The organism is Amylibacter sp. SFDW26 (assembly GCF_009184395.1).
GTDB lineage: Bacteria > Pseudomonadota > Alphaproteobacteria > Rhodobacterales > Rhodobacteraceae > Amylibacter.
Window position 1 is genome coordinate 328,047 of sequence record NZ_WEIC01000001.1, and the last position, 13,195, is coordinate 341,241.

Genomic DNA, 13,195 nt, shown 5'->3' on the forward strand with positions numbered 1-13,195 from the left:
CCAGAGCCAGAGCCAGAGCCAGAGCCAGAGCCAGAGCCAGAGCCAGAGCCAGAGCCAGAGCCAGAGCCAGAGCCAGAGCCAGAGCCAGAGCCAGAGCCAGAGCCAGAGCCAGAGCCAGAGCCAGAGCCAGAAATTATTGCTGAACCTGAAGTGGTCGAACCAAAACCTTTTGTGGAACCTGAAAAGGTTGTGCCAAAACCTGCGCCGAAAAAGCCTGGGCTTATTGGGCGTATGTTGGGTCGCAAAGCAGAGCCAGAGGTGCCAGCGGCACCTGCGGTTGATGATGCCCCACAAAGTGGGGTTGAAGAAGCCGCTGCCCCTGAACCTGAAAAGGAAACGGGTCTAGTTGGTCGTGTTCTTGGACGCAGCCCAAAGAAAAAAGTTGTTAAACGTGTGCTTGATGATGCCATGCTCGAAAGCTTAGAAGAGCTTCTGATCACGGCTGACATGGGCGTTGAAACCTCATTACGAGTATCTGCCGCAATGGCAGAAGGACGTTTTGGTAAAAAACTCGGCACGGATGAAATCAAAGGTCTTTTAGCCGCCGAAGTGACGCGGATTATGGAACCTGTTGCCAAACCAATGCCGCTTTATCCCAAAAAACCACAGGTTGTTCTTGTTGTGGGCGTGAATGGATCCGGTAAAACGACTACAATCGGGAAACTTGCCAGCCAATTCAAAGCTGCGGGGAAATCTGTGGTGATTGCCGCTGGTGATACATTCCGTGCTGCGGCCGTGGAACAGCTTCAAGTTTGGGGGGATCGCGCTGGTGTACCCGTATTAACAGCACCAGAAGGATCAGACCCAGCATCGCTTGCCTATGAAGCCATGGAAAAAGCGGAAACTGATGGTGCTGATCTATTGATGATCGATACCGCAGGACGTTTGCAAAATCGCCAAGATTTGATGGAAGAGCTTGCCAAAATTGTGCGTGTTATTCGCAAGAAAGACCCCGAAGCGCCGCATAATACGCTGCTGGTCTTAGATGCAACAACAGGGCAGAATGCTGTCAGCCAAGTTGAGGTATTCCAAAAAATTTCAGATGTGAGCGGTTTAGTGATGACCAAATTAGACGGTACAGCCAAAGGCGGCGTATTGGTTTCATTAGCGGATAAATTCGGTCTTCCAATCCATGCAATTGGTGTGGGTGAACAAATTGATGATCTGGCCCCGTTCGATCCTGAAGAATTCGCACAAGCTTTAACTGGACATACTTTGTAATGAGTATCCAACATCATAACACATGGGCGTTTTTATTGCGTGGTGTGAATGTTGGTGGACACAATATATTGAAAATGGCGGAATTACGTACAGCACTGTTTGATGCGGGTTTTTTGAGTGCGCAAACCTATATTCAAAGCGGTAATATTGTTGTGCAATCTGATATGGATTTCAACGCAGCTTATGATTTGTTTAAAAGGGTTTTAAACACCAAATTTGATATCGATGTGCCTATGATTGCCCTATCGCATTCTGATATCGAAGAGGTGCTAGCGCAAATCCCATTCCAAGGGGACCCCTCGCGTATTCTAATCTATTTCTTTATTTCAAAGCCTGAGGAAAAGCTTGATATGCAGCCGCTTATGGCATTTGCAACTGAAACAGAACAGCTGTTTCAAAATAATAATGGGATCATTTTATCTGCCCCCGATGGCATCGGCCGCTCAAAACTTGCGGCTAAACTGGAAAGCTTATTACCAGTCGCGGTCACGGCCAGAAACTTGCGCAGTGTTTCAAAAATAGCGGCTTTGATGGTTGCAGAATGAGCGATTGGTTAGTGTCCATTGCAGGCACTCCCGCAGGCAGTCAATTAGCGTTAGGATTGGCGCTTTTCGCCGCCTTAATGCATGCGATTTTTGGTGCTTTGCAAAAGGGTCGCCATGATCCGTGGCTTACACGGGGCGCTATTGATTTTTCATATGGTTTGATGGCGATGCCAATTGCATTGTTTGTTGTTCCATGGCCTGAACCGCATATGTGGTTGATCTTTGCAGGCATGTTTGTAATCCACGTGATTTATAAAATCACCCAAGGTATGGCCTATTCGCATGGTGCTTATACTGTGGTTTATCCTGTCGTGCGTGGACTTGGCCCGCTTGTTACTGTTATCGCTGCTGGTGCGATCTTTGGTGAACATTTTGAAGTGTTGCAATGGAGTGGCTTAGGGCTGTTGACTTTAGCTATTTTTGCATTGGCGGCTGTAAATCTAAGGCGTGAAACCGTTGATCGTGGTGAATTAAAACTTGCGCTTATATGGGCAGTCGCTGGTGGTTTTATGGTGGCGGCATACACTACATATGATGCCTACGGTATCCGTGCCACACTTGACCCATTCACATTCCTTGCATGGTTTTTCTTTATCGATGGATTGCTTTTCCCATTTGTCGCTTTTGTGATGTGGTGCCGTATGGACACCCCACCAGAAGTGCGTCCATTAATGGTGCGTGGGTTTATTGGAGGCATCGTCGCTTATTTGAGTTTTGGTTCCATTATGATGGCAACACGGTTGGATAAAGTCGGTGAAGCAGCGGTTTTACGCGAAACATCCCCTGTCTTCGCAGCATTGATCGGGTGGTTTTTTCTGAAAGAGAAAGTAGGCCCATTGCAGGCATTCCTAATGTGTGCGATTGCTGGTGGCGCAGTATTGGTGGAATTCGGCGGATAAGCCGTACATAAGAGGCAAGAATGGAAGAAAAGAAGATAAGTTCAGGCTTAAAGATGGTCTTGGAGCTAGGACCAGTTGTCCTATTTTTTATCGCTTATACAAAGATGAAAGACAATGTTTATACAGTCTTTGGTCAAGAGTATGAAGGTTTCATTATTGCGACTGCAGGGTTCATTCCAGTTTTATTGGTTTGTACTGGTATCGTTTGGGCTTTGACAGGCAAGCTTTCTAAAATGCAGCTCATGACGGCCGTTTTGGTTGTTGTGTTTGGCGGCATGTCTGTTTGGTTCAATGACGAACGTTTTTTCAAAATGAAACCAACGATCATTTACATTTTATTCGGCGGCATTCTGGCTTTTGGCTTAATGCGTGGGCAATCTTATTTAAAAGCCGTGATGGAAGAAGCAATGCCATTGCAGGATGAGGGTTGGATGATCCTAACCAAACGCATCTGCATGTTTTTCTTTGTTCTTGCAGTGATGAATGAATTTGTGTGGCGTACGATGTCTACAGACGCATGGGTGAATTTCAAAACATTTGGCCTGACTGCCGCGATTTTCTTATTCTTCATGACCCAGGGCGGCGTTTTGGCAAAATATGGGTTAGATAAAGATAAGAATTAACCGCGTTTTTTACTTTGTTTTAAACAAATTACTTTGCGCATCTTTACCACGTAAATTATTACGCTTTTCTGCAGCAACAGCACGCCCAGCCATAAGTTTTGGGCGCTTTTCACAGCGCTCTAACCATTTTCCCATATTCGGAAAATTTGATAAATCCTGCTCTTGTTTTTCCCAAAGACTGGCCCAACCCCAACAGGCCATATCGGCAATGGAATAATCGCCGCAGATATAGTCTTTACCTTCAAGTTGGCGATCTAAAACACCATAAAGCCGCTTGGTTTCCGCTCTGTACCGATCTTTTGCATATGGAATATCATTTGGCGGTTCCATGTTCGGTGCATAAGCAAGGAAATGATGCGCTTGTCCTGCCATTGGACCAAGGCCGCCCATTTGCCACATCACCCATTGATCAATCTCAATACGATCACGTTCAGTTTCCCCATAAAACTGCCCTGTTTTGCGCCCAAGGTATTGTAAAATTGCGCCAGATTCGAAAATCGAAATGGGTTCACCATCTGGCCCTTCAGGATCAATAATAGCTGGCATACGGTTATTAGGGGCAATCTTTAAGAAATCAGGTTTGAATTGATCTCCTGCGCCTATATCAATCAGATTCAGATTATAGGGCATCCCCATTTCTTCTAATGCAATTGAAACTTTCCATCCGTTTGGTGTTGGCCAAAAAAACAGTTCAATTGGGTCTGCCATATGATTGCTCCTGAATATCTTTTGGCTACCATGGCACAAATATAGAAGTGGTCAATTCATGGCGTGTTATTTTGTTGCCAACAAGTTTGTGAAAAGGGCTATACGTCTTTGCCGGGATGCAATGATATTTGCACCCATTCTTAACATCAAATCCTCAGCCATTTCAGAAGCCTCAGGCACTTCAACCCAATTTGAATGCGGAAATTTGTAACCAAAGCAAATAGCTTGATCCGCAGGTCCAGGTTTTGGTCCCAACTTATCAAACAGATATGGCAGCATACGGCGTTTTTGCGCGATAAGATTGTGTATTCTTAAATGTGCACCCATAGGGCAATCTAATGCATATAATGCTTGCGCTGAAAATTCAAAAGCATTGGATAACAGCAAATTACGCCACATCTTCGATTTAGTTTTACGTATAGCAGCAAGTGCTACACGTGCACCAAAGCGGTGTGCCACTACATCGACAGCACAATCAGGTGCATATTCGCGCAAGCTGTTAATTAAAAAAGATAAACCATCCGCTTCTTGTCCTGCTTTATGATATGGAACTGATAAATCAGGCAGTGCTTTCAATCCAGCAGCATAGCCTAGCCACCTGAAATCAATCACCAACGTATTATGATCAGGGGGGTGTAACGCAAAAGGAGAAGATTGGTGATGGGCTGGCAACTGTATTGAAACCCTTGGAGGTGAAGAAAATTGCTCAATCTTCTTTGCCAATAAACCCATCACATCACGTCGTGGATAACGGGGATTATAAATCTCCCCCGCCTGCGACTGCACTCGAAACACTGTCATTCAATACTCTTTTTACTGCTCTTATGATTGTGTTGTATCGTGATTGGATTTCTAAACAGTAAAGTGGTTAGGGGCATTGACGACATAATATAGATTAAGTAATTACAATTTGAGGCGATTTGTAACCGGATTGTGGGCCTCGTTAAATATGCCGCTAAAGAGGTCAGGGCGATTTGCGACCCCGACTGTTAAATCGGTTGGGGTTTTTTATTGGGCGGAGCCCGGAAAGTTATGACTATGGATAATTGGAACGCAAAGACAAAACTTGTGCATTCAGGTACAAAACGCAGCCAGTTTGGCGAATTGTCAGAAGCGATGTTTTTAACACAAGGATTTGCTTATGATACCGCTGAACAGGCCGAAGCACGGTTTATCGAATCTGGCGAGGATGAGTATATCTATGCACGTTACGGTAATCCAACAGTGCGCATGTTCGAGGAACGTATAGCTGCACTAGAAGGTGCCGAAGATGCGTTCGCGACTGCAAGTGGTATGGCTGCTGTGTCTGGCACATTGTTTTCGATGCTACGTGCTGGCGATCATATCGTGTCAGCCAAAGCCCTGTTTGGGTCTTGTTTGTTCGTTGTCGAAGACATTTTGCAGCGTTGGGGCATTGAGGTAACATTCGTTGATGGCACAAACCTTGATGAATGGCGTGCTGCCTTTAAGCCGAATACAAAAGTTGCCTTCCTAGAGGCATTATCTAATCCGACGCTTGAAGTGATTGATATTGCAGGCGTATCTGAGATTGCGCATGCCGCAGGTGCAACAGTGGTAGTAGATAACGTGTTTGCCACACCAGTGTTTCAACGTTCATTGGAATTGGGTGCAGACGTTGTGATTTATTCTGCCACAAAACACATCGACGGGCAGGGGCGCTGTTTGGGTGGTGTTGTTTTAGGCACGAAAGAGTTTATCCGCAAAACGTTTGAACCCTTCAACAAACACACAGGTCCTGCGTTGAGTCCATTTAATGCTTGGGTGATGTTGAAAGGCTTAGAAACGCTAGCTTTGCGGTGCGAAGCTCAGGCTGCAACATGCAACCTGTTGGTGGATGGTTTGGCTGGTCATAATAAACTGAAACGTTTGATCTACCCATTCGCGGACGGTCATCCTCAGCAAGCTTTAGCCAAACAACAAATGACAGCAGGTGGTACAGTGCTATCGTTGGATTTGCATGGCGGTAAAGATGCTGCATTTAAATTCATCAATGCACTGAATATCATCACAATCTCGAATAACCTTGGTGATGCTAAGTCATTGATTACACATCCGACAACGACAACTCATCAACGTTTAAGTGATGAGCAGCGTGCCGATTTGGGGATTACAGACGGTTTTGTGCGTATTTCCATAGGTCTGGAAGATGGCCAAGATTTGCTGGACGATTTGAAGCAGGCTTTGGAAAAAGCCTAAAAAACTGATGTTTATATGGTAAATCGTCGTGTTTTCTGTGAACGAGGGCGGAAATCCATAAGGTTTCTATGGAAACTTGTGATTTAAAACGCCATATTCGCCTGAAATTGGTATGACTAAGGACTATGTTATGACTGACCATAAAACAGCAAAAGATAAACTTGCTGAGACACGTCCATCTCGGGAAGAAGCAGAAGATGCTGTGCGTACATTATTGCGTTGGGCCGGAGATGACCCTGATCGTGAAGGTCTTTTAGATACACCAGCACGCGTGACCAAAGCTTATGGCGAATGGTTTCGTGGCTATGACCAAAATCCAATGGACATCTTGAAACGCACATTTGAAGAGGTCGAAGGCTATGACGAAATGGTTGTGCTTAAAGACATCCGTTTTGAAAGTTATTGCGAACACCATATGGCGCCAATTATTGGTAAAGCCCATGTTGGTTATCTGCCAACAGACCGCGTAGTTGGTATTTCTAAACTGGCCCGTTTGGTGGAAGCTTATGGTAAACGGTTGCAAGTGCAGGAAAAAATGACGGCACAAATTGCAAATGCATTGCAAGAGGGTTTAAAACCGCGCGGTGTAGCTGTTGTATTGGAAGGTGAACATCACTGTATGTCGACGCGGGGCATTCATAAGCATGGTGTCACAATGGTCACATCCCGTATGATGGGTACATTTCGCACCAACGATATTACACGCCAAGAATTCTTAAAACTCGTTGGTAACCCAGTGAGCCGCAGTTCTTAAACTGTTCTATTCATTGAAAATGCTTGACGGATGCGTGGCAAAACGCCAAGCCTAAACTCATGTTTGACTTTCGACCCGCAGGATACGTGATTGGTCTATTGGTTGTTGTACTTGGATGTACGATGTTTCTGCCAATGTTGATGGACCTTTACGACAATGACCCTCATTGGAAAATATGGGCTTTGTGTGCTTTTATGACTGCGGTTTTTGGCGGTACAGTATCGCTTGCATGTGCTACAGAAGGGCAAGACAGTTTAAATATTCAACAGACGTTTTTTTTGACTACAGGTGTGTGGTTGGTTCTGCCAATCTTTGCCGCAATACCGTTTTGGTTGGGTGCTACACAAGCCAGCTATACAGATGCGTTTTTTGAAGCAACGTCCGGGCTAACCACAACTGGATCAACCGTATTTTCAGGGCTAAGCGATCTTCCCCGTGGCTTATTGCTTTGGCGCGGTTTGATGCAATGGTTTGGCGGTATTGGTATCATTGTTGTTGCTATGGTTTTTTTACCATTGTTACGCGTTGGTGGTATGCAGATTTTCCGCACCGAAGGTTTTGATACATTTGGTAAAGTTCTGCCGCGTGCCGCTGAAATTGCACGTACAATATCCTCAATTTATATAGGTCTGACAATCATGTGCGCTATGGCATACCGCATTGCAGGGCAAGGTGTGTTTGACAGTATTGTTCATGCCATGACCACGATTGCGACAGGTGGTTTTGCCAATTATGATAGCAGCTTCAGCGGTCTTGGTATTGGCTCTGAATATGTCGCTGTTGTCTTCATGATTTTGGCTTGTTTACCCTTTGTGCGTTATGTGCAGATGGTTGGCGGTTCTATACAGCCAATTCTGAGGGATACTCAGATAAGAACGTTCTTAATCACAGCAATAACGGTTGTTATATTGCTGACACTCTGGCGGTTTGCCTTTGTAACAAATTCATCTGAATTTGCCTTACGCAAAGCGGCTTTCAATGGTTTGTCTATTCTAACAGGCACAGGATACGCCAGCGATGACTATATGCGCTGGGGCAGTTTTCCGATTACTTTGCTCTTCATGGTGGGTTTAGTCGGGGGGTGCGCTGGTAGCACGACATGCTCGATCAAGATATTCAGGTTTCAATTGCTTTACGCTTCAATCCGCGCCCAACTTCAACGTATTCACAGCCCCAATGGTGTTTTTATGCCAAAATACGAAGGGCGAACGGTTGCAGAGGATGTAATCTCATCTGTTATGGGCTTTTTTATGCTGTTCATCCTTTCCTTGGCAGTTCTAGCGGTTGGGTTAGGTATGACTGGTTTAGACATGATTACGTCAATTTCGGGGGCTGCCTCGGCTTTAGCTAACATTGGGCCAGGTTTAGGCCCGGAAATTGGCCCATCAGGTAACTTTGCGAATGTTAATGATACAGCCAAATGGCTGCTTGTTGCCGGCATGCTAGTCGGGCGCCTAGAATTGATGGCCGTTTATGTTTTGTTTACTGGGGCTTTTTGGCGAGGTTAGTGCCGTTGTGCATATAACCGAAATCTGGTTTTTAAATATCCGAAATACCCAAAATGAACGGTGCATTTCCAATATGCTCCGTATATGAGTGTATTGAAATATAAGACTTTTGATAGAGAGTAACTGCTATGACATTAGACCCGAAGGATTGGGACGCATTTCGCGCCTCTGCACATGCAATGTTGGATGCTTCTATTGATAAATTAACCAATGCCCGCGAAGGTCGTGTTTGGACGCCTTTGCCCGATGAACAGCGCTCTGCAATTGAAACAGATTTGCCAATGAATGGGTCTACAACCGCAGATGTCCAACAGGATTTAGAAAGCTTCTTACAGTATGGCGTTGGAAACACTCATCCACGTTTCTTTGGATGGGTTCATGGGGCAGGGGCACCCTCAGGTTTGATGGCTGAAATTGCTGCGGGAGCAATGAATGTGAATGCAGGCGGCCGTGATCATGTTGCCCCGATCGTTGAACGTCAGGTTTTGTCTTGGGCAGCAGAAATGGTTGGTATGCCAAAAGAAACATCAGGTTTGATCGTTTCAGGTACATCAATGGCTACGGTTATTGCATTGAAAACTGCGCGTGATCAACGGATTGATACTGCAAAAACAAGTGGCGCGCCACAAGGTCAACTCGTTGGTTACACCAGCACGCAAACGCACAGCTGTGTTGCACAGGCCTTTGATATCTTGGGGCTCGGCAAAGACGCATTGCGTAAAGTGTCTTGTAACGATGCTTTCGAAATGGATGCAAACGCACTTATAGACATGATTGCAAAGGACAAGGCTGCGGGCCTGACGCCATTTTTGATTGTTGGTACAGCAGGTGCTGTGAATATGGGCGCAATCGATGACTTAGAACAATTCGCTGATATTGCTGCGCAAAATGATATGTGGTTCCATGTTGATGGCGCTTTTGGGGCGACGGCGAATATTGGGCAATATGCGAAATCACGGTTAACAGGATTATCACGTGCGGATAGTTTAGCCTTTGATTTTCATAAGTGGTTGCAGGTCAATTACGATGCGGGGTGTGTGCTGATCCGTAATGAAGCGGCACACCGCGCTTCGTTTTCGGATCGCCCTGAGTATCTGCGTGGATCAGAACGTGGTCTTGCGGGTGGGGCGTTTTGGGCTGTGGATTACGGGCCCGAATTATCACGTGGTTTTCGTGCGTTGAAAGTTTGGGCGCATTTGAAAGAGCATGGTATAAAAGCTTTGGCAGATGTGATTGATCGCAACATTGAACAGGCACAGTATCTGGAAGGTCTTGTAAACGCTTCAAATAAATTGGAAATGCTTGCACCTGTGCCGCTGAATATCTGCGCATTCCGGTATGTGTTTGAGGACAATAATGATGCCTTGAACGAAGAGATTGTTGTGCGTCTTCAAGAAAGCGGTATCGCTGTGCCATCAACGACTGTGATCAATGGGCAGATGGCTATACGGGTGAATTTGACCAACCATCGTACACAAAATTCGGATCTAAATATGTTGGTAGAAGCCATTACAAAAATTGGAGGCGAGTTGTCTTAATTTCCTCAAGAGGGAGGTATGATCCGCGTGCACAGAACGTGCATTGAGCGTATGACAATTATATGATGTTAATGATCTTGTGCTATACCACGCCAGATTAAGTTATATATTCTGTCGAGCTCTTCTTTTTCTATTTGTATACCACTTAGGGATGCACGACGTGCAAGTGTGATTGCTGGAGATGCCAGAATGGTTTCAATCGTTGCTGTTGGGACGTTAACCAATACCCTTTGATCAATCCCAGCCTGAATTTCGCCAAGAACTTCATTCTGGATTGCTTGTAATTCGCTGTTCTCAAGAAATGATGGACGTGTTTCTGCGCTCATCATTTCTACGAGTAAAAAATCCTGCGGTGCATTGAAGCCATATTCAATTAGTGCGAACCACATTGCACGCAAACGCAGCGATGCGCCTTGTAAATCACCAGCTGCATCCATCATGGTTTTGTGAATGTCTCGTTTGAGTTGAAGAAATACCCAGAATAGTAAATCGTCTTTGGTCTTGTGATAGCGATATATTGTTCCAACGGACAGGCCTGCGCGCTTAGCAATTTTGTTGACGGATACAGCTGTAGAACCAATAGCCGCGACTTCTCTAACAGTGGCGTTGCGTATGTCGTTTGGTTTATCGCCAGTTTTGGGGCGTGCCATAAATGTACTCCTGTCTGTACTAAGTCTTATCAATTCAAATCTATAGGTGCCAACAAAATTCTCTTGTAAAGTATTTGATATGAGCATATGCTCATTAATTGTGGGTGTTAATTTATTTTCAGACCAAGGAAGCGCACATGTCTAAAACTATACTTATTACTGGTACGTCATCTGGGCTTGGAATTAGTATTGCTGTTCAAGCAGCCAAAGCAGGTCATAACGTTTATGCAACCATGCGTAATTTATCAAAACGCGGTGCGCTTGATACTGCTGCCGCAGAAGCAGAGATAAAGCTGAATGTTTTAGAGTTAGATGTTCAAGATACTGCATCTGTGAACGCTGCGGTAAATACTATTCTTGAAAAAGAGGGTAAGATCGACACCTTAATCAACAATGCTGGTGCAGGGTTTGTCCGCACGACTGAACAGGCTACAGAAGATGAAATAAATTGGGTTATGGATGTGAATTTCATGGGAGTGGTGCGTTGTACAAAGGCGGTCATTCCACATATGCGCAAAGCCAGATCGGGGCACGTATTAACTGTATCATCTGTAGGTGGTTTAGTTGGCCAACCTTTTAACGAAATTTACTGTGCTGCCAAATTTGCAGTTGAAGGGTTTACCGAAGCTTTAGCATGCTACGTGACGCCGAACTTTGGCATAAATTTTACGACGGTTGAACCAGGTGGGATCGAGTCAGAATTCGCAGCTAACATTATGAAACAAATGGAAACAACTGGCGGCATGTTGGATGATGAATACCTACCGATCTTGCAGAGGTATGTTGGTGGTTCCCAAAATCGTCAAAGCGGATCAGATATTTATCAGACTGCAGATGAAGTGGCTGCCGTTGTTATGGAGTGTGTAGATTCGCCTGAACCACCAATACGGAAACGAACCTCAAAATGGGGTGAAAATTTTACGCACTTCAAGACGGAGTTAGATCCAACTGGTGCTAAACAACAGGCATACGTATTTGACGCACTCTTGAAATAAAGGGGGGTTGTGTCTCGAATATATGGGGCATCGATCATATCTGTGAAAAGAGTGCCAGATATTGGAAAGGTATATTTATTTTGGCAGTACTGGTTGCGGGTATAGTAAATGACCCTTTTGGAAAGCATTTATATTCAGCTGCCGATCCATAGTAGTCTTGAACCACGAATTCAGATACATTTAAAAACGATCACTCATAGATTATGAATTATGACGTTCGCAAAATTGCAAGCGACTGCTTGTATCATGAACGCTTGCATGCCCTTTGCTTGTAATTCTGCGCTAATATCACGTCTTACCTTAAGGCACTGACTATAGTGTATGTGAAATATACACATGACTTATATCATTTAGGCATAATAAAACTCTAGCGCGCTATGAATTATATTCTGGGCGCAACAAAACGTGTTTCACTGACCTTCAATGATCTACGTGCGCTTGGGCCAAAACACTCTGGATTGTGTTGTAGCTCAGGGAAGATTTGGAACAGTTCAGCACGCGCACCATCTTCAACTGTCTCCAAGCCAACGGCACCTGGATGGAAGCTTTCTGTACGCAATCCATTTGAATAGACAACTTCATGGCGATCAAACAAGATGTGGATATATTCCGTAGACTTGACGTTATAATCCGTAAAGACGCTGTGATCATTACACAGCCCTTTTACTGGTGCTAATACTTGTTGAGTGCCATAATTTAGCGATAGATTATAGCCACTTACTAAAACGCGGTGATGTGGTGATAACCACATATCCGCAGATGGGAGACCTTTGCCAAAGGCATCTTTTTTAACTTTAACAGGGCGTAAGTTATTATGGGCATATAAGCGTGCCCCGGTAATTCTCTTACGACCAACCCAGCGAATTGCTTGAACACCGTTGTCTTCTGTAATCACCAAGTCACCAACACTAAGGTCTTCGATAAACCTGTCCCCTGAAGGGGTCGTAATTTTTGTTCCAGGCGTGAAGCAAACAGCGCCAACGATATCATCAAATTCAAGATCATTGTTAGGAACCGTATTTGAAGTTGTGAATGTATAAGTCACACCTGGTTCTAAAGGTGCGGTTGGTAAAAGGCCTACGAAAATACCGTTGCCAAAATTACTGTTTGGGTTGCTGTCAACTTCCACGCGAAATAACGTTATTGTGGACCCATCTGGTGCAACCAAATTGAATTGTGATTCAGCATAAATAGTTGTGGTTGGTCCACCTGCTATAAAGTTGCCATTTAGGTCTGTAACAGTCCCAAACTGATTTGAATCATTCCCGTCTTCATTATTGTTTAGATCGCCTTCAAAAACACCATCATCGTCATCGATATCAAGCAATACATCTGTATTCTCGTCGTAGTCAGCAGGAAGGGATACGGTGTTACCCGAAAAGTTCAATGCAGTGGTGCTGTACGCTTCTAAGATCATTAGGTTGCTTCTTAAGACTGTTCATTGTCAATTTTTGTAACTTTTTAATTAAGCGGAATTATGTCAAAAAGAAGCAATGTGACGTCACGTAAACCTAAAGCGTTGTAAACAAAATGTTAC

The 13,195-nt window shown here is 44.6% G+C and carries 13 protein-coding genes and 1 riboswitch; of the genes, 9 read left to right on the forward strand and 4 right to left on the reverse strand.

Going from position 1 to position 13,195, the window contains the following annotated elements:
• The 4 genes from ftsY to F9L33_RS01730 all read left to right on the forward strand — a co-directional run.
• A partial coding sequence (ftsY, locus tag F9L33_RS01715) for a signal recognition particle-docking protein FtsY (RefSeq protein WP_193221936.1) occupies positions 1–1,221 on the forward strand: 1,221 nt, incomplete at its 5' end.
• A complete protein-coding gene (locus tag F9L33_RS01720; RefSeq protein WP_152141006.1) occupies positions 1,221–1,766 on the forward strand; it encodes a DUF1697 domain-containing protein in 546 nt (181 codons plus the stop codon). The genes ftsY and F9L33_RS01720, both read left to right, overlap by 1 nt.
• The gene (locus F9L33_RS01725; protein ID WP_152141007.1) at positions 1,763–2,665 is read left to right on the forward strand and encodes an EamA family transporter; all 903 of its coding nucleotides are present in this window, start codon (positions 1,763–1,765) and stop codon (positions 2,663–2,665) included. Before F9L33_RS01720 ends, F9L33_RS01725 begins: the two co-directional genes overlap by 4 nt.
• Before the next feature lie 20 nt (positions 2,666–2,685).
• Positions 2,686–3,288 (forward strand): inner membrane-spanning protein YciB, encoded by a 603-nt coding sequence (locus F9L33_RS01730; RefSeq protein ID WP_152141008.1) that lies wholly within the window; start codon positions 2,686–2,688, stop codon positions 3,286–3,288.
• Positions 3,289–3,297: 9 nt separating this feature from the next.
• Here F9L33_RS01730 and F9L33_RS01735 read toward each other — a convergent pair whose 3' ends face one another.
• Positions 3,298–3,996: a glutathione S-transferase N-terminal domain-containing protein gene (locus F9L33_RS01735; protein ID WP_152141009.1), complete on the reverse strand. Its 699-nt coding sequence runs from the start codon at positions 3,994–3,996 to the stop codon at positions 3,298–3,300.
• 66 nt (positions 3,997–4,062) lie between these two features.
• Entirely contained in the window at positions 4,063–4,797 is a 735-nt protein-coding gene (locus F9L33_RS01740) for a hypothetical protein (protein WP_152141010.1), read from the reverse strand.
• Positions 4,798–4,898: 101 nt separating this feature from the next.
• Positions 4,899–4,976: riboswitch (SAM riboswitch) on the forward strand.
• Positions 4,977–5,034: 58 nt separating this feature from the next.
• On the opposite strand from F9L33_RS01740, the gene metZ reads away from it, so the two are divergent.
• The 4 genes from metZ to F9L33_RS01760 all read left to right on the forward strand — a co-directional run bounded on the left by metZ (position 5,035) and on the right by F9L33_RS01760 (position 10,013).
• A complete protein-coding gene (gene metZ, locus F9L33_RS01745; RefSeq protein ID WP_152141011.1) occupies positions 5,035–6,213 on the forward strand; it encodes an O-succinylhomoserine sulfhydrylase in 1,179 nt (392 codons plus the stop codon).
• 130 nt (positions 6,214–6,343) lie between these two features.
• Positions 6,344–6,967 (forward strand): GTP cyclohydrolase I FolE, encoded by a 624-nt coding sequence (gene folE / locus F9L33_RS01750; RefSeq protein WP_152141012.1) that lies wholly within the window; start codon positions 6,344–6,346, stop codon positions 6,965–6,967.
• A gap of 59 nt (positions 6,968–7,026) precedes the next feature.
• The gene (locus tag F9L33_RS01755) at positions 7,027–8,475 is read left to right on the forward strand and encodes a TrkH family potassium uptake protein (protein WP_152141013.1); all 1,449 of its coding nucleotides are present in this window, start codon (positions 7,027–7,029) and stop codon (positions 8,473–8,475) included.
• A 128-nt stretch (positions 8,476–8,603) separates the two neighbouring features.
• A complete protein-coding gene (locus F9L33_RS01760; protein WP_152141014.1) occupies positions 8,604–10,013 on the forward strand; it encodes a pyridoxal-dependent decarboxylase in 1,410 nt (469 codons plus the stop codon).
• 68 nt (positions 10,014–10,081) lie between these two features.
• On the opposite strand, the gene F9L33_RS01765 is transcribed toward F9L33_RS01760, so the two are convergent.
• The gene (locus F9L33_RS01765; protein WP_193221938.1) at positions 10,082–10,663 is read right to left on the reverse strand and encodes a TetR/AcrR family transcriptional regulator; all 582 of its coding nucleotides are present in this window, start codon (positions 10,661–10,663) and stop codon (positions 10,082–10,084) included.
• A 137-nt stretch (positions 10,664–10,800) separates the two neighbouring features.
• Here F9L33_RS01765 and F9L33_RS01770 point away from each other — a divergent pair, with 137 nt between their 5' ends.
• Positions 10,801–11,658: an SDR family oxidoreductase gene (locus F9L33_RS01770; RefSeq protein WP_152141016.1), complete on the forward strand. Its 858-nt coding sequence runs from the start codon at positions 10,801–10,803 to the stop codon at positions 11,656–11,658.
• A 382-nt stretch (positions 11,659–12,040) separates the two neighbouring features.
• Here F9L33_RS01770 and F9L33_RS01775 read toward each other — a convergent pair whose 3' ends face one another.
• Entirely contained in the window at positions 12,041–13,075 is a 1,035-nt protein-coding gene (locus tag F9L33_RS01775; protein ID WP_152141017.1) for a Hint domain-containing protein, read from the reverse strand.
• Positions 13,076–13,195: the final 120 nt, after the last annotated feature.

Coding starts and splice junctions, on each gene's coding strand:
- F9L33_RS01720 (WP_152141006.1), top strand. CDS start 1,221: ATGAGTATCCAACATCATAACACATGGGCGTTTTTATTGCGTGGTGTG.
- F9L33_RS01725 (WP_152141007.1), top strand. CDS start 1,763: ATGAGCGATTGGTTAGTGTCCATTGCAGGCACTCCCGCAGGCAGTCAA.
- F9L33_RS01730 (WP_152141008.1), top strand. CDS start 2,686: ATGGAAGAAAAGAAGATAAGTTCAGGCTTAAAGATGGTCTTGGAGCTA.
- F9L33_RS01735 (WP_152141009.1), bottom strand. CDS start 3,996: ATGGCAGACCCAATTGAACTGTTTTTTTGGCCAACACCAAACGGATGG.
- F9L33_RS01740 (WP_152141010.1), bottom strand. CDS start 4,797: ATGACAGTGTTTCGAGTGCAGTCGCAGGCGGGGGAGATTTATAATCCC.
- metZ (WP_152141011.1), top strand. CDS start 5,035: ATGGATAATTGGAACGCAAAGACAAAACTTGTGCATTCAGGTACAAAA.
- folE (WP_152141012.1), top strand. CDS start 6,344: ATGACTGACCATAAAACAGCAAAAGATAAACTTGCTGAGACACGTCCA.
- F9L33_RS01755 (WP_152141013.1), top strand. CDS start 7,027: ATGTTTGACTTTCGACCCGCAGGATACGTGATTGGTCTATTGGTTGTT.
- F9L33_RS01760 (WP_152141014.1), top strand. CDS start 8,604: ATGACATTAGACCCGAAGGATTGGGACGCATTTCGCGCCTCTGCACAT.
- F9L33_RS01765 (WP_193221938.1), bottom strand. CDS start 10,663: ATGGCACGCCCCAAAACTGGCGATAAACCAAACGACATACGCAACGCC.
- F9L33_RS01770 (WP_152141016.1), top strand. CDS start 10,801: ATGTCTAAAACTATACTTATTACTGGTACGTCATCTGGGCTTGGAATT.
- F9L33_RS01775 (WP_152141017.1), bottom strand. CDS start 13,075: ATGATCTTAGAAGCGTACAGCACCACTGCATTGAACTTTTCGGGTAAC.